This is a genomic window from Vogesella oryzae, assembly GCF_902829295.1.
GTDB lineage: Bacteria > Pseudomonadota > Gammaproteobacteria > Burkholderiales > Chromobacteriaceae > Vogesella > Vogesella oryzae.
Genome location: NZ_CADEPL010000054.1, coordinates 46,616 through 64,969 on the forward strand (window position 1 = coordinate 46,616; position 18,354 = coordinate 64,969).

Sequence of the window (18,354 nt, forward strand, 5' to 3'; positions counted from 1 at the left end):
CTTTGTCTATACAAATGATCGCGATACCTGTTGCAATTATCCTGATGCTGGCGCTGTCGCTGGCACGCGTCCATGTCGTCATCAGCCTGCTGCTGGCCTCGCTTGCCGGCGGCCTGCTCTCCGGCATGGATCTGGCACAAACCCTGGCCGCCTTCAACAAGGGCATCAGCAATGGCGCCTCGGTGGCGCTGTCGTATGCGCTGCTGGGCGCCTTTGCCGTCGCCATCGCCAAATCCGGCCTGCCGCATGCGCTGGCCGATGCCGCCGTGCGCCAGTTGCAGCACGGCAGCGGCAAGACGCGGCTGAAATGGCTGCTGATCCTGCTGCTGGCCTGCGTCAGCGTGATGAGCCAGAACCTGGTGCCGATCCACATCGCCTTTATCCCGCTGCTGGTACCGCCGCTGCTGTACGTGATGGCCAAGCTGCAGCTGGACCGCCGGCTGGTGGCCTGCGTGATCACCTTCGGCCTGACCACGCCCTACATGCTGTTTCCGGTCGGCTTTGGCGAAATCTTTCTGCAGCAGATCCTGCTGGGCAATATCAGCAAGGCCGGCATGGATGTGCAGGGCGTCAATGTGACGCACGCGATGGCGATTCCGGCCGCCGGCATGCTGGCCGGCCTGCTGCTGGCGGTGTTCGTCAGCTACCGCCGGCCGCGCCACTATGACCTTGGCCGCATCGAGAACGTGGAGCGCACCCGCGTCAAACTCAGCCCTCGCGCGCTGTGGACCGCCGGCCTCGCCATCGTGGCGGCGTTTGCGGTGCAGCTGTACAGCGACTCCATGCTGCTGGGCGCGCTGGCCGGTTTCCTGCTGTTCCTCGCCAGCGGGGTGGTGAAGTGGCACGAAGCGGATAATGTGTTCAGCGACGGCATGAAGATGATGGCGATGATCGGTTTCATCATGATCAGCGCGCAGGGTTTTGCCGAAGTGCTGCAGGCCTCCGGCCAGATCGGCCCGCTGGTGCAAGCCTCGGCCGAGCTGTTCGGCCACAGCCGCGCGGCGGCGGCGTTCGTGATGCTGCTGGTCGGCCTGCTGGTAACGATGGGCATCGGCTCGTCGTTCTCCACCGTGCCGATTCTCACCGCCATCTATGTGCCCTTGTGTCTGCAGCTGGGCTTTTCGCCGCTGGCCACCGTGTCCATCATCGGCACCGCCGGTGCGCTGGGCGATGCCGGCTCGCCGGCGTCCGACTCCACGCTGGGGCCGACCTCGGGCCTGAACGTCGACGGCCAGCACGACCACATGCGCGATACCGTGCTGCCGACCTTCCTGCACTACAACATTCCGTTGCTGCTGGCCGGCTGGATCGCGGCACAGGTGCTGTAGCGGCAAACCTGTTGGCCGCAGCCTTGCGGCCAACATTGGCCTACAATGCGCGTTGACCTAGCAAGGAACCGATATGGAATCCCGCCTTACCGAACTGGAAATCAAGGTTGCGCTGCAGGACGAGCTGCTGGATGCGCTGAACCTGACCATCGCGCGCCAGCAGCAGCAGATCGACCTGCTGCAGGAACAACTGCGCCACCTGTACCGCATGCAGCAAGCCGGCAGCCAGCTGGACGGGCAAGGCTCGCTGCGCGACGAAATCCCCCCGCACTACTAAGCCATGACCACACCTCTCGAGTTTGCCCGCGCGCTGGCGCCCAAGCTGGCCGGCTATTGCTGGGCCATCGGCGGCAGCACCTTGCTGCAGCAGCTGGACCTGGTGGAACAGCCGCGCGACCTGGACATCGTCACCACCGCCGCCGACTTTGCCGCCGTGCGCGCGCTGCTGGCGACGATCGCCAGCGACATCACCCCGCCGCCCCATCCGCAGTTCACCACCCCGCACTTCGCCCGCTTCGATGCCGGCGACGGGCTGACGGTGGACCTGATGGCGGAGATGACCATCAAGCTGGACAAGGGCAGCTACCGCTGGTCGTTCGATGCCGGCGCGCTGCAGCAAGCCAATGGTCTGCCATGGTGTCTGGCGGAAGACTGGGCGCTGTTGTACCGGTTGATGCAGCGCGAGGAACAGACCGAGGCGCTGGACGAGTGGCTGGAAGAACACGGCGTGCAGCATCCGCAGCGGATTGCGGCCAACCTGTTTGCCGGCTATCCGGAGAAAATGCTGCAACCGCCGCCGGCGTGGTGGCCGTGGGAAGAATGAATACGCGCGCGCGCTCCGCAATCCGCTGCGGTTACCGCTGGCTGATCGGCAGCGTACTGTGTGGCTTGAGCATGTCGGCCTTTGCAGACAAAGTTGTCAACCTGGCGACCACCGATTATCCGCCCTACTTTGCCGCCCAGTTGCCGGAGGATGGCGCCGTGGCCGCCATTACCCGGGCCGCGCTGGCCAAACAAGGCTACCGCCTGGTCCTGCATTACCGGCCGTGGGCCCGGCTGATGGCCGAAGTCCGGAGCGGACAATACGATGGGGTGATGGCGGTGTGGTTCGATGACACCCGTGCCCGGTATCTTGCGTACAGCCATCCGCTAGTCAACTCGGTGATCGGTTTTTACGGCAACCGGCGCAAGCCGATTGATGTCCGGTCGCTGGCCACCTTGCGCAGCTACCAGATCGGCACGGTGAGCGACTACAAGAATCCCGATGCCTTCACCGCGGCCCACTTGCAGGAAGTGCCGGCCGATGACGACCTGACCAACCTGAAGAAGCTGGCCGTCGGCAGGCTGGATCTGGTGCTGATCGACAAGGTGGTGGCCAACCACCTGTTGCCCTCGCTGCCCACCCGTCTGTCGGCCGAGCTGGAATGGCGCGACCCGCCCGTGGCGACCATGCCGCTGTATGTCGGTTTCAGCAGGGCCCGCCCCGAAACGGCCGAGCGACTGGCTGCGTTCAATGCCGGCCTGGCCAGCCTGCGCAAAAGCGGCGAACTCAAGCATATTATCCAGCGTTTCAAGCTCGCCCAATAACGCACGGCCGGTCCACTGACCGGCCGATTTTCTGGCTGGGGTCGCCGCCTCAGGCGGCAGATTCTGTAAACAACCAGCTCCCCAGCCCACCGCCCAGCGCCGCACCAGCCAGCTGGGCCACGACAAAACCGGCCACATCCTGCGGGCGGATGCCGGCAAAGGTATCCGTCAGGCTGCGTGCCAGCGTCACCGCCGGATTGGCAAACGAAGTCGAGGCGGTAAACCAGTACGCGGCCACGATATACAAGGCCACCAGCACAGGCACCTTGTCGCGCGCATGGCGCACGCCGCCGAGGATGGTGAGCAGCAGCCCGGCGGTCGCCACGCCTTCCGCCAGCCATTGCGGCCAACCAGTGCGCACGTGCTGCGACAGCTGCCACAGCGGTAGTTCGAACATGGCATGCGCCAACCATACCCCCAGTACCGCGCCGGCGACCTGGCACAGCAGGTAGGGCAGCAGCCGGCCCGCCGGCAGTTCGCCACGCCAGGCCATCACCAGGCTCACCGCCGGGTTGAAGTGCGCCCCGGACAGCGGTCCGAGCAGCGTAATCAGTACCAGCAGCCCGGCACCGGTAGCCAGTGCATTGGCCAGCAGCGCCACCGCCACGTTACCAGCGGCCAACTGCTGCGCCATGATGCCGGAGCCGACCACCACCGCCAGCAGCAGCGCCGTGCCCAGCGCCTCTGCCACGTATGCACGCGCGTTCATTGCTGGCCGATCTCCGCCAGTTTCTGCCGCAATGCCAGTGCATCCAGCTTGTCTACCGGCAGCGACATGAACAGCTCCACGCGGCGCTTGAGGATCATGAATGCCTTGGCAAAGGCGGCCATGGCTTCTTCGTCGTTGCTGCCAACCCCGGCCGGATCATCCACACCCCAGTGCGCGCGCATCGGGTGGCCCGGCCAGACCGGGCACGCCTCGCCATCGGCATTACCGCACACGGTGAACACGAAATCCATCTGCGGCGCATCCGGCAGCGCGAACTCGTCCCAGCTCTTGCTGCGGTAGCCTTCGCTGACCAGGCCATGCTTGGCCAGCGTCTGCAGCGCGTAGGGATTGACCTTGCCGGTGGGCTGGCTGCCGGCGCTGTAGCCCTTGAAGCGGCCCTGCCCCAGGTGGTTGATCAGCGCTTCGCCCAGAATGCTGCGCGCCGAGTTGCCGGTGCAGAGAATCAGTACGTTGTAGACCTTGTCAGTCACGGGTCTTCCTTTCCTTGGAAACAATGGCTTCGATGTTCTTGCGGCTGATGAGCTGGATCTTCTGCGGCGCCGGCGCACAGCAGGCCGCGCTATCGGCACTGCCGGCGGCCGGAGTGCAGCAGGCATCGCTACTGGCCAGTGCTGCCGGCGCCGGGGCGCAACAGCTGTCGGGGTTGGCCGCTGCCGTAGCATCCGCATCGCTGTAGGTCGGGGCGCTGTCCAGCGTGTGGTAGGTCTCCCAGGCGATGCCGGACGGGTCCTGCACCCAGTGCTTGTCGGACCGGGCGTAGCAGCAGGTGGCGCCCTCCTCGCTCAGCGCCGCCATGCCGGCGGCGTCGATGCGCTGTTTCAGCTCGGCCAGCTCGTCGGCGTTTTCGGCCTGGATGCCGAGGTGATCCAGCCCGGCCCGGGCGCCGCGCTGGCTGATGGCAAAGTTGACGCGCGGGTCATCCAGCAGCCACTTGGCGTAGTCCGGTTTGTGCACCGTCGGCTCGGCGCCGAACAGCGCGTTGTAGAAGCGGATGCTGGTGGCCAGATCATCCACCGCCACGTGAATATGCAGACGTTTCATGACAGTTCTCCTGTTCAGCAACCGCAGCCATCGGCGTTGGAGGCGCGGCAGCAGTTTTCGGTGAGGTAGCCCAGCAGGCCGTTCATGGCGGCAAAGTTGGCCGCATAGATCACGAAGCGGCCATCCTGGCGGCCTTCGATCAGGCCGGCATTGGCCAGCTCTTTCAGGTGGAAGGACAGCGTGGCCGGCGCGCAGTCCAGCGCGGACGCCAGTTCGCCGGCGGCGCGGCCGGCCGGACCGGCTTCCACCAGCTGGCGGAACACCGCCAGCCGTGTGTCTTGTGCCAGTGCGGCCAACATCTTGACGGCAGATTTGGTTTCCATATTTTGACAATCATCGAAATATCAAAGCCATTATTCCCGACAAGCGCCGTGCCTGGCAAGCCACCCATACAAAAACCGCCCCGGAGGGCGGTTCGGCAGCAGCGCGACTCAGGGCGCGGCGTTAGGCTTGGCGATGATGCGGCCGGACATCAGGCTGGCACTGGCGATCAGCAGGCCACCCAGCCACTCCTGCGGCTTCATCGCCTCGCCGGCGAGAAAATAGGCGGAGATGGCGGCAAACACCAGCTCCAGCAGCATCAGCGTCATTACCTGGGTTGCAGGCAGAATCGACAGCCCGTGCAGCGAGATGATGCTGGTGGCCAGCAGGGTGACACCCAGCGCCAGCACGATCAGCGCCACATCCGGCTGCGCCAGCTGCGCCATTTCCCCGACCAGTTGGCCGCGCCACAACAGGGACACCAGCCCGCAGCCGGCCACGCCCAGCCACACCATCGCCGACTTCAGCGCTACCGGCAGCCCGTGCGCTTTTTTCGACAGCACATTGCCGAGCGCAAAACTGATGCCGCCGGACAGGGCCAGCCAGTCGGCGCGACTGGAGAAAATCTGGCCGCTGAACAAGCCCGGCCGGTACAGGATCACCACCAAGCCGGTCAGCGACATCACTACCACCAGCCAGCCGATGCGACTGAGGCGCTCGTGCAGCAGCAGCCGCGAGAACAGCGCGCTCCACAGCGGCGACAGATAGAACAGCAACAGCACCCGCATCACCTCGCCCTCGGCCACCGCCCAGGTGTAGGCAAAGTTGCACCAGCCATAGAGAAAGGCGAGCAACAGCAGAATGGGTTCGAATCTCGCCTCGCGGCGGAACACATCGCGGTATATCGTCACGCCGATGATGGTGGCGACGATATACACCGACAGCGAGGTGGCGGCGGTGCTGAAACCGGTGCCGTGCAAGTGACGGAACGGGTACCACATCAATCCCCACACCAGCGCCGTGGTAATGGCACAGCTCACGGCGAGCAGCTTTTGTTTTACAAAATCCATTGTATTTTCTTACTATTGCTGTTTTTGTTGCACCGCAAATCCCGCGAGGAAGTCCGCGTTGAATCCGCATCTTGAGTTGCTGCACCCCTACCCGTTCCAGCGCCTGCGCCAGCTGCTTGCCGGCGTAACGCCTCCCGCCGACAAAGCCCACATCAACCTGTCGATCGGCGAGCCGAAACACCCGACGCCCGAGGTGGTGAAACAGGCGTTGATCGGTGCGCTGGATGGTCTGGCCGCCTATCCGGCGACGCTGGGTAGCGAAGCCTTGCGCCGCGCCTGCGCCGACTGGCTGGCGCGCCGCTATCAGGTCACCGTTGATCCGGCCCGCGAACTGCTGCCGGTATGCGGCAGCCGCGAGGCGCTGTTTTCCTTTGTGCAGGCCGTGATCGACCCGCGCGGCGATGACAAACCGGTTGTGATTTCACCCAACCCGTTCTACCAGATTTATGAAGGCGCCGCACTGCTCGCCGGGGCAGTTCCCCACTACGTGAATTGTGTGGCGGCCAACCGCTTCCAGCCGGACTGGAGCAGCGTCAGCGAGGCCGTCTGGCAGCGTACCCAGGTGGTCATCGTGTGCAGCCCGGGCAACCCCACCGGCGCGGTGATGTCGCTGGATGACTGGCGCGAGCTGTTCGCGCTGTCCGACCGCTACGGCTTCGTCATCGCCAGCGACGAGTGCTATTCCGAGATCTATTTTGACACCCCGCCGCTGGGCGGGCTGGAGGCGGCACGCCTGCTGGGCCGCAGCCACGAGCGGCTGGTGATGTTCACCAGCCTGTCCAAGCGCTCCAATGCGCCAGGCCTGCGTTCCGGCTTTGTTGCCGGTGACGCCGCCATCCTGGAAAAATTCCTGCTATACCGCACCTACCACGGCAGCGCCATGAGCCTGACGGTACAGGAGGCCAGCATCGCCGCCTGGCAGGACGAAGCGCACGTAGTGGACAACCGCGCAGCCTACGCCGCCAAGTTCTCCGCCGTGACCGAGCGCATCGGCAAGCTACTGCCAGTCAGCCGTCCGGATGCCGGCTTTTACCTGTGGGCCGAAGTGCCCGGGGGCGACGACGTCGCCTTTGCCCGTGAACTGTTTGCCCGCGAACACATTACCGTACTGCCCGGCAGTTTCCTGGCGCGCGACGCCCACGGCGTCAACCCGGGCGCCGGCCGCGTGCGCCTGGCGCTGGTGGCGCCACTGGCCGAGTGTGTTGCCGCGGCCGAACGTATCGAACAATTTACCAACCGATAATAAATAAACAGGTTACCCCCATGACAACGATTCATATCGCCCAAGGACTGAACCACATGCATCCGATCCAGCCCATCATCGAAGCCGCGTTCGAAGACCGCGCCAACATCACCCCGGCTACCGTTTCCGCAGAGCTGAAAGCCGCCATCGAGCAGGTCATCGCCGAGCTGGATAACGGCCAACTGCGCGTGGCCGAGAAGATCGACGGCGAGTGGGTCGTCAACCAGTGGGCGAAGAAGGCCGTACTGCTGTCGTTCCGCATCCGCGACAACGAAGTAATGGATGACGGCGTTAGCCGCTACTTCGACAAGGTCGACACCAAGTTCGCCGACTGGAACGAGCAGCAGTTCCGCAACAGCGGCTTCCGCGCGGTTCCGGGTGCCGTGGCACGCAAGGGCAGCTTCATCGCAAAAAACACCGTGCTGATGCCGTCCTTCGTCAACATCGGCGCCTTCGTCGATGAAGGCACCATGGTCGATACCTGGGCCACCGTCGGCAGCTGCGCCCAGATCGGCAAGAACGTGCACCTGTCCGGCGGCGTCGGCATCGGTGGCGTACTGGAGCCGCTGCAGGCCAACCCGACCATCATCGAAGACAACTGCTTCATCGGCGCCCGCTCCGAAATCGTGGAAGGCGTGATCGTTGGCGAAGGCTCGGTGATTTCGATGGGTGTGTTCATCGGCCAATCCACCAAGATCTACGATCGCGAAACCGGCGAAGTACATTACGGCAAGGTGCCGCCGGGCTCGGTGGTGGTTTCCGGCAGCCTGCCGTCCAAGGATGGCAGCCACAGCCTGTACTGCGCGGTGATCGTGAAGAAGGTGGATGCGCAGACCCGCAGCAAGACCAGCATCAACGATCTGCTGCGCGGCGTGTAAGCGCACCGACACAAACATCTGATCCGTCTGCGGTTTTTGTGAAAATTTGTCACCCCCGGTAACACTTTTTCCACAAAACTAGCACATTGGCATTTGGCGCACTGCACACAAGACGGATAAAATGCAAACAGGGAGTCGTGACTGCGGCTCCCTGTTTTTCTGTTACCCACAGGACTCATTGTGCCTTCCGATAGTTTTATCACCCTTCGCAATGTCGGCTTTGCCTACGGCGACCGCCCCATCCTGCAGGATGTTTCGCTGTCGATCCCGCGCGGCAAACTGATTGCCATCATGGGTGGCAGCGGCAGCGGTAAAACCACGCTGCTACGCCTGATCTCCGGCCAGATCCGCGCCCAGCATGGCGAGGTACTGGTCGCTGGCCAAGACGTTGGCCGCATGAATAATGCCGAGCTGTACCAGCACCGTCGCCGCATGGGCATGCTGTTCCAGTTTGGCGCGCTGTTTACCGATCTATCGGTCTTCGACAACGTGGCGTTTCCGCTACGGGAGCTGACCAAGCTTCCGGAAAGCGTCATCCACGATCTGGTACTGCTCAAGCTGGCCGCCGTCGGTTTGCGCGGCACTGAGAAGCTGATGCCGGCCGAGTTGTCCGGCGGCATGGCACGCCGCATCGCGCTGGCGCGCGCCATTGCCCTGGACCCGCAGCTGATGCTGTACGACGAACCGTTTACCGGTCTGGACCCGATTTCGCTCGGCACCATCGCGCTGCTGATCAAGAAGCTCAACGACGCGCTGGGAACCACGTCGATCATGGTGACCCACGACGTACACAAATCGCTGGATATCGTCGACTACGTGTACTTTGTCGCCAATGGCCGCATCGTGGCCGAAGGCACGCCGGAACAGGTACGTCATGCCGACTCGCCGTGGCTGGCTCAGTTTGTGGCCGGCGAGCCCGACGGTCCGGTCCATTTCGCCTACCCGGCGGACGAGTCGCTGGCACAGGCGTTCGGCCTGCAGGAGAAAGCATGATGGAAAAACTGCTGTCTCCGTTCCGCCACTTAGGCGCGCTAACCATCAATGCCATCTGGCGGCTGGGCTTTGCCAGCCGCTTCCTGCTGGCCATCCTGCTCAATTCCGGCCAGAGTCTGCTGCGTTTCCAGCTCACCATCCGCGAAGTGTATTTCGCCGGCGTACTGTCGCTGATCATCATCGTGGTATCCGGCCTGTTTGTCGGCATGGTGCTGGGCTTGCAGGGCTACAACACCCTGGCGCGCTTCGGCTCATCCGACGCGCTGGGGGCACTGGTAGCACTCTCGCTGCTGCGCGAATTGGGGCCAGTGCTGGCGGCCTTGCTGTTCGCCAGCCGTTCCGGCTCGGCCATGACTGCCGAAATCGGCCTGATGAAAGCCACCGAGCAGCTGGAAGCCATGAGTGTCATGGCGGTGAACCCGATTGCCCGTGTGGTGGCCCCCCGCTTCTGGGCTGGCGTGATTTCCATGCCGATCCTGGCTGCCATCTTCAACGTGATGGGGATTTTCGGCGGCTACCTGGTCGGCGTGGTGATGATCGGCCTGGATGAAGGCACCTTCTGGTCGCAAATGCAAAACAACGTGGACCTGCACTACGACGTTATCAATGGACTGACCAAGAGCCTGTTCTTCGGCATGGCAGTTACCCTGATAGCCGTATTCGAAGGTTACGACGCCGTACCGACCGCCAGTGGTGTGTCTTCCGCCACCACCCGCACCGTGGTCACGTCGGCACTGGTCATTCTGGCACTGGACTTTGTCCTGACCGCCTTCATGTTCTAGGAATCAACACGAAATGAAACGTTCTACTATTGATTTGTGGGTTGGTCTGTTCGTGGCAATCGGCATTGCGGCGGTGACTTTCCTGTCCTTGAAAGTGGCAAACCTCACACCGCAAAGCGACACCAATACCTACACTCTCACCGCCGAGTTCGACAATATCGGCGGCCTGAAGGTAAAAGCACCGGTCAAGTCTTCCGGCGTACTGGTTGGCCGAGTCAGCAATATTGCGCTGGATACCAAGCGCTATGTCGCCAATGTGACGCTGGTGCTGGATAGCAAATACCAGTTCAGCCGCGACACCAGCGCCGAAATCCTGACCGCCGGCCTGCTGGGCGAGCAGTACATCGGCCTGACCCAGGGAGGCGACATGGAAAACCTTAAAGCGGGCGACCACATCACCATCACCTCGTCCGCCATGGTACTGGAACAACTGATCGGCAAATTCATGACCAGCTTTGCCGACAAGCCTGCAACCGGCAGTAATGCCGCCAGCGCCAGCCAATAATAATCAGTCAATATCAAGAGAAAGATACAAACCATGAAAAAGCTGCTTACCTCCCTGATGTTGTTGTTGGGCCTCGCGGCACCGGCCTTGGCCGCCGACGAACCGGTGAGCCTGGTGCAGGACACCTCGCAAAAAGCCCTCGATATCCTGAAGAAGGAAAACGGCAAGAATACCCGCCAGGTGCGCGAACAGGTCGAGAGCATGGTGATTCCGCTGATCGACTTCACCCGCATGACCGCACTGGCAGTTGGCAAGGACTGGCGTGCGGCCAACCCCACTCAACAAGAACAGCTGGCGACTCAGTTCAAGACCTTGCTGGTTCGCACCTACTCTTCGACCATGGTGCGCTTCAAAACCGCGCAGATCGACGTCAAGCCGACCGCGCAATTCAACAACAGCGGTCGTGAAGCCGTCGTGAAGTCCGAAGTCACCATTCCGGGCAGTGCCGACAAGAAGAATGTCAGCATTGACTACACCCTGTACAAGGGCAGCCAGGGCTGGAAGATTTTCAACGTTAGCGTGGAAGGCGCCAGTCTGGTAACCGTTTACCGCACCCAGTTTGGCGAAGAGATCCGCAAGAACGGCATTGATGGCCTGATCAAGCAGTTGAAAGACAAAAACGAGGGCGTAAAGCCAGCATGAACCTGATTACCGTCAACGCCGGCCAGTTGGCTCTGCAGGGCACGCTGGATATGGATAGCGTCGCGACTATTCAGCCCCTGCTGCTGCAAGCGATGCAAGGCGGGCAGCTGAATCTCGACCTGGCAGCCGTCGACAAAGCCGATGCCGCCGCGTTGGCAATGCTGCTGGGCGCCCTGCGCCAACAGCAGCAACGCGGCGGAGAGTTGCGGCTGCAACACTTGCCGGCCAGCCTGGTAAGCCAGGCACGCCTGTATGGTGTTGCCGACTTGCTTGGCGTGCAAGGAAACGCATCATGAAACAACACATCCCGGTACTGCTAGCCAGTAGCATCTTGCTGACCGCCTGTGCCAGCAATCCCAGCCACCCGCAGGATCCCCTTGAGCCGATGAACCGGGTTATTTTCCAGTTCAACGACAAGGCGGATCATTATGTAATGAAGCCCGCAGCCGAAGGCTACCGCTTCATCACGCCGCAGCCGGTACGCACCAGCGTGGGCAACTTCTTCAATAACCTGCAAGACGTGTACAGCATGCTGAACCACGGCCTGCAGCTTGAACCACGCAAAACACTCACCGACCTGCTGCGCGTGTCATTCAACAGCACCTTCGGTATCTTCGGCCTGATTGATATCGCGACACCGATGGGGCTACCGCGCGAACCTGCCACCCTCGGCGACACAATGGCGCACTACGGCTGGAAAAACAGCAATTATCTGGTATTGCCACTATTTGGGCCATCAACCATACGGGATGGCTTGGGAACTGCGGCCAACCTGACAATTGCCGACCAGAATGATCTGGTATTCCGCACCGAAAGCGACGCAACAGCGGCAGCCGTATTAAATGGCATCAGCCGGCGGGAGAAGCTATTAGGCATGGAAGACACGCTGCAGCAAGCGGCGTTGGATCCATACAGCTATATGCGAGATGCCTACCTGCAATACCGCAACCGCCAGGTCGGTTTCCAGCCAAGCAGCCAACCGCAGGACAATAGCCCCCAGGAAGACAACATCGACGATCTGGTCGGACCGGAAGCAGAAGCACCTGCTGCCTCGCAGCCGGTGGCGACGGCGCCGGGCAATGCTGAAGCCTCAGCCGCTCAATAAGCAGACTGACTTGATCAAAGAAAACGGCCACCAAATGGTGGCCGTTTTCATTTGAACGACAGAATCTGCCGTTACGCTGAACAAAGATCCCTCGGAGACTCGCCGTTAGCGGCGCCCAGGAAAGGTAATGACCTTTGCGCCTTTGCTGTCCTCATCACGGACAGGCTCTGGAGTACACGCAGGCTCAGTAACCGGCGGTTTCGCCGGTTGCGCCAATGCCTCCAGCTCAAACCCCATCCCTTCCCCGGACTCCCGCGAGAAAATGGAGAGCACATTACCAACCGGCACCCAAACTTCGCGCGATACCCCGCCAAAGCGGGCGGCAAAAGAAATCCAGTCATTGTCGAGCAACAGATTCTGCGTTGCACCATACGCGATGTTCAGCACGATTTCGTTGTTCTTCACATACTCCATCGGAACCTGCACATTCTCGTCCACCCATACCACCATGTAAGGGGTTTGCCCCTGGTCGGTACACCACTGGTGGATGGCACGGAGCAGATAAGGCCTGGTGCTGACAGTCATGGTCGCCCCTTACTTGCGCATGGCCTTTTCGGCCGGAGTCAGCGAGTCGATGAAGGATTGACGCTGGAACAGGCGTTCGGCATATTTCAGGATCGGAGCAGCATTTTTCCCCAGATCGATACCGTAATGCTCCAGACGCCACATCAAGGGTGCAATCGCAACATCAATCATCGAGAAATCATCACCCAGCATAAACTTCTGCTTGGCAAAAATCGGCGCAATCGTAATCAGGCCATCACGAATCGCTTCCCGTGCCTTGGCGGCTTCTTTGCCTGTGGCGCCCGCCTCCATGGTTTTCACATGCACAAACAGTTCCTGCTCGAAGCGGAACAGGAACAGGCGAGCACGGGCACGCATCACCGGGTCCGCCGGCATCAGCTGCGGGTGCGGAAAACGCTCGTCGATATATTCATTAATGATGTTGGATTCGTGCAGGATCAGGTCACGCTCGACCAGCACCGGAACCTCGTTATACGGGTTCATGACTGCGAGATCTTCCGGCTTGTTCAGCACGTCCACATCAATAATCTCGAAATCCATCCCTTTCTCATACAACACGATGCGGCAGCGTTGACTGAACGGGCAGGTGGTTCCGGAATAGAGTGTCATCATGGTGAACGGGTTTCCTTTAGACGGAAATTGATGAAATAACAGGCAATTTTAGCACTTTTGTCTTGCAAATAGCGAATAAAATTGCATAAGTCAATGATTAAAAAAGAAAAAGCGGAGCATCAGCTCCGCTTTTCGGAAGAAAAACAACCGGTCAGTGTACGTCTTCCCAGTAGGCTTTCTTCAGGAAGTAGGCAAACGGCAGCAGCAAGAGGAACAGATACATCAGTACCACGTAACCAATCTGCTGACGCTTAACCTGCGCCGGCTCTGCCATATACACCAGGAAATTGGTCAGGTCTGCCATACGCTTGTCGAACTCGGCTGTATTGGCCTTGCCGTTTTCCAGCTTGGTCAAGGTACCGGCCTTGACCAGCTCCAGAGAATGCTCCTCATGCCCGGCAGCGTTCTTCTCGGTCTTCAATACCTGCTCGCCTTGCCACTGCCACAGGATATGCGGCATACCGACCTTGTCGAAGACCAGGTTATTCCAGCCGGTCGGACGAGTGTCATCACGGTAGAAACCACGCAGATAACCATACAGGTAATCAGCGCCACGCGAACGTGCAATCACTGACAAGTCCGGAGGGGTCGCACCAAACCAGGCCTTGGCATCCTTCTTGTCCATGGCAACATTCATTTGCTCACCGATCTTGTCGGTGGCAAACATCAGATTGCTCTTGATCTGATCTTCGGACAAGCCAATATCGGTCAGACGGTTGTAGCGCATGGCGCTAGCCGAATGGCAGGACAGACAATAGTTGACGAACACTTGAGCGCCGCGCTGCAGGCTCTCGGTATCCTGAACGTTGATCGGAGCCTTTTCCAGTGCAGGGCCTTCGGACGCCAACGCACCAAATGCCGGCAGAACGAGGGCAAACGCAGCAATCAATTGACGGATAGTCTTGTTCATAGTGCCCCCTTATTAGATGAATTTCGCAAACAGGGTTGCAGCTACCACCGTCACTGCCACCAGCACCAGGAAGCGAACCTGGCGCGCAGGAGTGCTCATGGTTACGCGAGTCGGTACCGGAGTACTGCCAACATCATTCTTGGTATAGAACGGCATACCCAGGAAGAAGGCGAAGTAAATCACGGACAGCAGCTGAGCCACGACAGTACGCACGTTGGTAGACGGCGCAGCCCCCAGAATGCCCAGACCGATAAAGGCGATGATGAACAGCACCAGCATGAATTTGAACTTCGGACCACGATAGCGGATCGACTTCACCGGCGACTTATCCAGCCACGGCAGGAAAGCGATCAGCACTACGGCAGCCCCCATCGCCAGAACCCCCCACACCTGAGTGCCTGCAAACGACGGCACCGCACGCAGGATGGCGTAGAACGGAGTGAAGTACCAAACCGGTGCAATGTGCGGTGGGGTCTTCAGCGGGTCAGCCTGGTCAAAGTTCGGGTGCTCCAGGAAGAAGCCGCCCATTTCCGGCGCAAAGAACACGATGGCCGAGAACACGATCAGGAACACAGCGACCCCAAGGATATCCTTGACGGTGTAGTACGGATGGAACGGAATGCCGTCCAGCGGCTTGCCATCTTCACCCTTCAGCTTTTTGATCTCGACGCCATCCGGATTGTTGGAGCCCACTTCGTGCAGGGCGATCAGGTGAGCAACAACCAGCGCCAGCAGAATCAGCGGAATCGCGATTACGTGCAATGCAAAGAAGCGGTTCAGTGTCGCATCACCAACCACAAAGTCACCACGAATGAACACCGACAGATCCGGACCAATCACGGGGATGGAAGAGAACAAGTTCACAATCACCTGCGCGCCCCAGAACGACATCTGGCCCCACGGCAGCAGATAGCCCATGAACGCTTCGCCCATCAGGCACAGGAAGATCAGCGTACCGAAGATCCATACCAGTTCGCGCGGCTGTTTGTAGGAGCCGTAGATCAGTCCACGGAACATATGCAGGTACCCCACCACGAAGAACAGGGAGGCGCCGGTGGAGTGCATGTAACGGATAATCCAGCCCCCCGCCACATCGCGCATGATGTATTCGACCGAGGCGAACGCTACCGGAATGCCGGCGCCATTCAGCGAAGCATCCGGCTTGTAGTTCATCGTAAGGAAGATACCGGTAACAATCTGGATCACCAGCACCAGCATGGCCAGCGAACCGAAGAAATACCAGAAGTTGAAGTTCTTGGGTGCGTAGTACTCGGTAACGTGTTCCTTCATCATCGATGATAGCGGGAAACGGTCGTCTACCCAGTTCAGCAGTTTTTGCCCTTTGCTCATGGTCTGGTCCTCGCTTATTTGTCTTCGCCGATCAACAGACGAGTGTCGGCCAGATATTTGTGCGGCGGAATTACCAGGTTCTTCGGTGCCGGCACGCCACTGAAAACGCGGGCGGCCAAGTCAAATTTGGAACCGTGGCACGGACAGTAGAAGCCACCCACCCATTTCGGACCCAAGTCGGCCGGGGCGAGGTCGGGGCGGTAAGTCGGCGAACAGCCCAAGTGGGTACAGATACCCACTGCAACCAGTAACTCTGGCTTGATGGAGCGGTGCTTGTTCTTGCAATACTCCGGTTGCTCGGAAGCATCGGAATTCGGATCAACCAGGTCCGGCTCCACAGAAGCCAAGTTCTTCAGCTGCTCCGGCGTACGGCTAAGCAACCATACCGGCTTGCCACGCCATTCGACGTTGATCTTCTGCCCAGCTTCCAGTTTGCTGATATCTACTTCGACCGGGGCACCTGCCGCTTTGGCACGCTCAGACGGCGCAAAGCTCATCAAAAACGGCACAGCCACACCGGCCGCCGCCACACCACCAACCGCGCTGGTGGCCACCGTCAAAAAGCGACGACGCCCCGCATCAACGTGTTGTTCACTCATTACAGTCATCCTCAAACGTGGAAACCGAGCTTTAAATTTGAAACCTTAAGATTCTAACCGAATCCAAAGTGGAACTTGAAGCGCATATGCGAGAAATCGCCTTCATGCCAACAGGGGATTGTCGTCAGACCGGATTAAACAGATCAACGAAGCTGACATCCAGAGCGAATTCCGCTTCCAGCCATTCACCCAAGGCTTTTACACCATAACGCTCCGTCGCATGATGACCTGCCGCAAAGAATGTGACGCCGTACTCCTCCGCCAAGTGGTAACTTTGCTCGGACACCTCACCAGTAATGAAGGCATCCACTCCCAGCGCAATAGCTTGCTCGAAGTAGCCCTGGGCCCCGCCGGTGCACCAGCCAACGCGACGAAAGAGCTTGTCGGCAGGTCCTAACAATAGCGGTTCACGCTCCAGGCTGCTTGCCAGTAATGCGGCCAACTGGTGGCCACTCAGCCCAGATGGCAATACTCCGTGCCATAGTAGCGGCTCGTCCGCACACGGCTGACATGCCTGAAAACCCAACCTCATCCCCAGCTGGGCGTTATTTCCCAACTCTGGATGGGCATCAAGCGGCAAGTGGAATGCCAGCAGACTGATGTCGTTTTGTAGCAACGTTGCAATACGCTGTCGCTTGATGCCAGTCAGCGGTGGCGGCTCGTTCTTCCAGAAATAGCCGTGATGTACCAGGATGGCATCTGCCTGCAAACGCACCGCCTCATCCAGCAAGGCTTGTGACGCAGTCACCCCGGTGACGATCCGTTGCACCTCCCCTCTGCCCTCGACTTGCAAACCATTCGGGGCGTAATCCTTGAACTTCCACGGTTCCAGCTTCTGGTTAAGTGCCGACACCAGCTCTTGCAACTCCATCACTTACTCCTAATTGTCTAGCATCACCCCATTGTGCCAGAGCCTGACAACAATGCGGCCAACCTTGCTTCAGGTTGGCCGCAAAGAAAAACCCCGCAGCACGCTGCGGGGTTTTCGTAAGCTACTGTGAGCTGACTGATTACATCATGCCGCCCATACCACCCATGCCGCCCATGTCCGGCATGCCAGCAGCCGGCTTGTCTTCCGGCAGTTCGGCAATCATGCAATCGGTGGTCAGCATCAGGCCAGCAACCGATGCAGCGTGCTGCAGCGCAGAGCGGGTTACCTTGGCCGGATCCAGCACGCCCATTTCGATCATGTCGCCGTATTCGCCGCTGGCAGCGTTGTAACCGAAGTTACCTTTGCCTTCCAGCACCTTGTTCACCACTACGGACGGCTCGTCACCGGCGTTCTGCACGATCTGGCGCAGCGGAGCTTCAATCGCCTTCAGTACGATCTTCACACCAGCAGCCTGATCGGCGTTGATGGTTTCAACGGCATCAACCGCAGCGCGGGCACGCAGCAGCGCAACACCACCGCCAGGCACCACGCCTTCTTCAACGGCAGCACGGGTAGCGTGCAGCGCGTCTTCAACGCGGGCCTTCTTCTCTTTCATTTCCACTTCAGTGGCAGCGCCAACCTTGATCACGGCAACACCGCCAGCCAGCTTGGCCACGCGCTCTTGCAGTTTTTCACGGTCGTAGTCGGAGGTCGCGGCTTCGATCTGCTGACGGATTTCGGTCACGCGAGCCTGGATGGCAGCAGCATCGCCAGCACCATCGATAATGATGGAGTTTTCCTTGCCCACTTCAACGCGCTTGGCTTGGCCCAGCATTTCCAGCGTTACTTTTTCCAGCGACAAGCCAACTTCTTCAGCGATAACGGTACCGCCGGTCAGGATGGCGATATCCTGCAGCATGGCCTTGCGGCGATCGCCAAAGCCCGGCGCCTTGACGGCAACAACCTTCAGGATGCCGCGAATGGTGTTCACCACCAGAGTAGCCAGCGCTTCACCTTCTACGTCTTCAGCTATGATCAGCAGCGGACGGCCGGACTTGGCCACTTGCTCCAGTACCGGCAGCAGATCGCGAATGTTGGAGATTTTCTTGTCGAACAGCAGGATGAACGGATTGTCCAGTGCGGCAATCTGCTTTTCCTGGTTGTTGATGAAGTACGGGGACAGGTAGCCGCGGTCGAACTGCATACCTTCCACCACGTCCAGCTCGTTGTTCAGGCTCTTGCCGTCTTCAACGGTGATCACGCCTTCCTTGCCTACTTTTTCCATCGCGTTGGCGATGATTTCGCCGATATCGCTATCGGAG

24 protein-coding genes are annotated in these 18,354 nt (G+C 60.1%); 12 read left to right on the forward strand and 12 right to left on the reverse strand.

Annotated features, from left to right (window positions below; translation table 11 throughout):
• Window positions 1-14 precede the first annotated feature (14 nt).
• The 4 genes from HU218_RS14825 to HU218_RS14840 all read left to right on the forward strand — a co-directional run bounded on the left by HU218_RS14825 (window position 15) and on the right by HU218_RS14840 (window position 2,915).
• On the forward strand, window positions 15-1,328 hold the full coding sequence (locus HU218_RS14825) for a Na+/H+ antiporter family protein (RefSeq protein WP_174875721.1): 1,314 nt from the start codon (window positions 15-17) through the stop codon (window positions 1,326-1,328).
• Between the two features lie 73 nt (window positions 1,329-1,401).
• Window positions 1,402-1,605, forward strand: a complete 204-nt coding sequence (locus tag HU218_RS14830) for a SlyX family protein (protein WP_174875722.1) — start codon at window positions 1,402-1,404, stop codon at window positions 1,603-1,605.
• Between the two features lie 3 nt (window positions 1,606-1,608).
• Window positions 1,609-2,151 (forward strand): hypothetical protein, encoded by a 543-nt coding sequence (locus HU218_RS14835; protein ID WP_174875723.1) that lies wholly within the window; start codon window positions 1,609-1,611, stop codon window positions 2,149-2,151.
• A 71-nt stretch (window positions 2,152-2,222) separates the two neighbouring features.
• A complete protein-coding gene (locus HU218_RS14840) occupies window positions 2,223-2,915 on the forward strand; it encodes a substrate-binding periplasmic protein (protein WP_174875724.1) in 693 nt (230 codons plus the stop codon).
• 49 nt (window positions 2,916-2,964) lie between these two features.
• On the opposite strand, the gene HU218_RS14845 is transcribed toward HU218_RS14840, so the two are convergent.
• The 5 genes from HU218_RS14845 to HU218_RS14865 form a co-directional block, all read right to left on the reverse strand.
• On the reverse strand, window positions 2,965-3,624 hold the full coding sequence (locus HU218_RS14845; RefSeq protein ID WP_174875725.1) for an aquaporin: 660 nt from the start codon (window positions 3,622-3,624) through the stop codon (window positions 2,965-2,967).
• Complete coding sequence (locus HU218_RS14850) at window positions 3,621-4,115, reverse strand: arsenate reductase ArsC (protein WP_174875681.1); 495 nt, start codon at window positions 4,113-4,115, stop codon at window positions 3,621-3,623. Before HU218_RS14850 ends, HU218_RS14845 begins: the two co-directional genes overlap by 4 nt.
• Window positions 4,108-4,686: an ArsI/CadI family heavy metal resistance metalloenzyme gene (locus tag HU218_RS14855; protein ID WP_174875726.1), complete on the reverse strand. Its 579-nt coding sequence runs from the start codon at window positions 4,684-4,686 to the stop codon at window positions 4,108-4,110. The genes HU218_RS14850 and HU218_RS14855 overlap by 8 nt, the downstream gene beginning before the upstream one ends.
• 14 nt (window positions 4,687-4,700) lie before the next feature.
• Complete coding sequence (locus tag HU218_RS14860; RefSeq protein WP_174875727.1) at window positions 4,701-5,009, reverse strand: ArsR/SmtB family transcription factor; 309 nt, start codon at window positions 5,007-5,009, stop codon at window positions 4,701-4,703.
• 108 nt (window positions 5,010-5,117) lie between these two features.
• Complete coding sequence (locus tag HU218_RS14865) at window positions 5,118-6,017, reverse strand: DMT family transporter (RefSeq protein WP_174875728.1); 900 nt, start codon at window positions 6,015-6,017, stop codon at window positions 5,118-5,120.
• Between the two features lie 58 nt (window positions 6,018-6,075).
• Between HU218_RS14865 and dapC the strand changes: the two genes are divergently transcribed.
• The 8 genes from dapC to HU218_RS14905 all read left to right on the forward strand — a co-directional run bounded on the left by dapC (window position 6,076) and on the right by HU218_RS14905 (window position 12,165).
• On the forward strand, window positions 6,076-7,260 hold the full coding sequence (dapC, locus tag HU218_RS14870; RefSeq protein ID WP_174875729.1) for a succinyldiaminopimelate transaminase: 1,185 nt from the start codon (window positions 6,076-6,078) through the stop codon (window positions 7,258-7,260).
• 56 nt (window positions 7,261-7,316) lie between these two features.
• Window positions 7,317-8,138: a 2,3,4,5-tetrahydropyridine-2,6-dicarboxylate N-succinyltransferase gene (gene dapD / locus HU218_RS14875; RefSeq protein WP_174875743.1), complete on the forward strand. Its 822-nt coding sequence runs from the start codon at window positions 7,317-7,319 to the stop codon at window positions 8,136-8,138.
• A 180-nt stretch (window positions 8,139-8,318) separates the two neighbouring features.
• Window positions 8,319-9,131, forward strand: coding sequence for an ABC transporter ATP-binding protein (locus HU218_RS14880; RefSeq protein ID WP_174875730.1), 813 nt, complete (start codon window positions 8,319-8,321; stop codon window positions 9,129-9,131).
• Window positions 9,128-9,913 carry a lipid asymmetry maintenance ABC transporter permease subunit MlaE gene (mlaE, locus tag HU218_RS14885; RefSeq protein ID WP_174875731.1) on the forward strand — a complete coding sequence of 262 codons (786 nt, stop codon included), beginning with the start codon at window positions 9,128-9,130 and terminating at the stop codon, window positions 9,911-9,913. The genes HU218_RS14880 and mlaE overlap by 4 nt, the downstream gene beginning before the upstream one ends.
• A gap of 13 nt (window positions 9,914-9,926) precedes the next feature.
• Window positions 9,927-10,418 (forward strand): outer membrane lipid asymmetry maintenance protein MlaD, encoded by a 492-nt coding sequence (mlaD, locus tag HU218_RS14890; protein WP_174875732.1) that lies wholly within the window; start codon window positions 9,927-9,929, stop codon window positions 10,416-10,418.
• A gap of 33 nt (window positions 10,419-10,451) precedes the next feature.
• On the forward strand, window positions 10,452-11,060 hold the full coding sequence (locus HU218_RS14895; RefSeq protein ID WP_174875733.1) for an MlaC/ttg2D family ABC transporter substrate-binding protein: 609 nt from the start codon (window positions 10,452-10,454) through the stop codon (window positions 11,058-11,060).
• On the forward strand, window positions 11,057-11,356 hold the full coding sequence (locus HU218_RS14900; protein ID WP_174875734.1) for an STAS domain-containing protein: 300 nt from the start codon (window positions 11,057-11,059) through the stop codon (window positions 11,354-11,356). The genes HU218_RS14895 and HU218_RS14900 overlap by 4 nt, the downstream gene beginning before the upstream one ends.
• Complete coding sequence (locus HU218_RS14905; protein WP_174875735.1) at window positions 11,353-12,165, forward strand: MlaA family lipoprotein; 813 nt, start codon at window positions 11,353-11,355, stop codon at window positions 12,163-12,165. The genes HU218_RS14900 and HU218_RS14905 overlap by 4 nt, the downstream gene beginning before the upstream one ends.
• A 105-nt stretch (window positions 12,166-12,270) precedes the next feature.
• On the opposite strand, the gene HU218_RS14910 is transcribed toward HU218_RS14905, so the two are convergent.
• The 7 genes from HU218_RS14910 to groL all read right to left on the reverse strand — a co-directional run.
• Window positions 12,271-12,690, reverse strand: a complete 420-nt coding sequence (locus HU218_RS14910) for a ClpXP protease specificity-enhancing factor (RefSeq protein WP_174875736.1) — start codon at window positions 12,688-12,690, stop codon at window positions 12,271-12,273.
• 9 nt (window positions 12,691-12,699) lie between these two features.
• Entirely contained in the window at window positions 12,700-13,302 is a 603-nt protein-coding gene (locus HU218_RS14915; protein ID WP_174875737.1) for a glutathione S-transferase N-terminal domain-containing protein, read from the reverse strand.
• Window positions 13,303-13,453: 151 nt separating this feature from the next.
• Window positions 13,454-14,212: a cytochrome c1 gene (locus HU218_RS14920; RefSeq protein ID WP_174875738.1), complete on the reverse strand. Its 759-nt coding sequence runs from the start codon at window positions 14,210-14,212 to the stop codon at window positions 13,454-13,456.
• 12 nt (window positions 14,213-14,224) lie between these two features.
• Complete coding sequence (locus HU218_RS14925) at window positions 14,225-15,562, reverse strand: cytochrome b (protein WP_174875739.1); 1,338 nt, start codon at window positions 15,560-15,562, stop codon at window positions 14,225-14,227.
• A 14-nt stretch (window positions 15,563-15,576) separates the two neighbouring features.
• Entirely contained in the window at window positions 15,577-16,161 is a 585-nt protein-coding gene (gene petA / locus HU218_RS14930) for a ubiquinol-cytochrome c reductase iron-sulfur subunit (RefSeq protein WP_174875740.1), read from the reverse strand.
• A 124-nt stretch (window positions 16,162-16,285) separates the two neighbouring features.
• Complete coding sequence (locus tag HU218_RS14935; protein ID WP_174875741.1) at window positions 16,286-17,032, reverse strand: Nif3-like dinuclear metal center hexameric protein; 747 nt, start codon at window positions 17,030-17,032, stop codon at window positions 16,286-16,288.
• Between the two features lie 139 nt (window positions 17,033-17,171).
• The coding region (gene groL, locus HU218_RS14940) for a chaperonin GroEL (RefSeq protein ID WP_174875742.1) at window positions 17,172-18,354 on the reverse strand (1,183 nt) is incomplete at its 5' end.

Coding starts and splice junctions, on each gene's coding strand:
- petA (WP_174875740.1), bottom strand. CDS start 16,161: ATGAGTGAACAACACGTTGATGCGGGGCGTCGTCGCTTTTTGACGGTG.
- HU218_RS14900 (WP_174875734.1), top strand. CDS start 11,057: ATGAACCTGATTACCGTCAACGCCGGCCAGTTGGCTCTGCAGGGCACG.
- HU218_RS14835 (WP_174875723.1), top strand. CDS start 1,609: ATGACCACACCTCTCGAGTTTGCCCGCGCGCTGGCGCCCAAGCTGGCC.
- mlaD (WP_174875732.1), top strand. CDS start 9,927: ATGAAACGTTCTACTATTGATTTGTGGGTTGGTCTGTTCGTGGCAATC.
- HU218_RS14925 (WP_174875739.1), bottom strand. CDS start 15,562: ATGAGCAAAGGGCAAAAACTGCTGAACTGGGTAGACGACCGTTTCCCG.
- HU218_RS14840 (WP_174875724.1), top strand. CDS start 2,223: ATGTCGGCCTTTGCAGACAAAGTTGTCAACCTGGCGACCACCGATTAT.
- HU218_RS14905 (WP_174875735.1), top strand. CDS start 11,353: ATGAAACAACACATCCCGGTACTGCTAGCCAGTAGCATCTTGCTGACC.
- dapD (WP_174875743.1), top strand. CDS start 7,317: ATGCATCCGATCCAGCCCATCATCGAAGCCGCGTTCGAAGACCGCGCC.
- HU218_RS14830 (WP_174875722.1), top strand. CDS start 1,402: ATGGAATCCCGCCTTACCGAACTGGAAATCAAGGTTGCGCTGCAGGAC.
- mlaE (WP_174875731.1), top strand. CDS start 9,128: ATGATGGAAAAACTGCTGTCTCCGTTCCGCCACTTAGGCGCGCTAACC.
- HU218_RS14825 (WP_174875721.1), top strand. CDS start 15: ATGATCGCGATACCTGTTGCAATTATCCTGATGCTGGCGCTGTCGCTG.
- HU218_RS14855 (WP_174875726.1), bottom strand. CDS start 4,686: ATGAAACGTCTGCATATTCACGTGGCGGTGGATGATCTGGCCACCAGC.
- HU218_RS14920 (WP_174875738.1), bottom strand. CDS start 14,212: ATGAACAAGACTATCCGTCAATTGATTGCTGCGTTTGCCCTCGTTCTG.
- HU218_RS14895 (WP_174875733.1), top strand. CDS start 10,452: ATGAAAAAGCTGCTTACCTCCCTGATGTTGTTGTTGGGCCTCGCGGCA.
- HU218_RS14935 (WP_174875741.1), bottom strand. CDS start 17,032: ATGGAGTTGCAAGAGCTGGTGTCGGCACTTAACCAGAAGCTGGAACCG.
- HU218_RS14915 (WP_174875737.1), bottom strand. CDS start 13,302: ATGATGACACTCTATTCCGGAACCACCTGCCCGTTCAGTCAACGCTGC.
- HU218_RS14845 (WP_174875725.1), bottom strand. CDS start 3,624: ATGAACGCGCGTGCATACGTGGCAGAGGCGCTGGGCACGGCGCTGCTG.
- HU218_RS14910 (WP_174875736.1), bottom strand. CDS start 12,690: ATGACTGTCAGCACCAGGCCTTATCTGCTCCGTGCCATCCACCAGTGG.
- HU218_RS14865 (WP_174875728.1), bottom strand. CDS start 6,017: ATGGATTTTGTAAAACAAAAGCTGCTCGCCGTGAGCTGTGCCATTACC.
- HU218_RS14860 (WP_174875727.1), bottom strand. CDS start 5,009: ATGGAAACCAAATCTGCCGTCAAGATGTTGGCCGCACTGGCACAAGAC.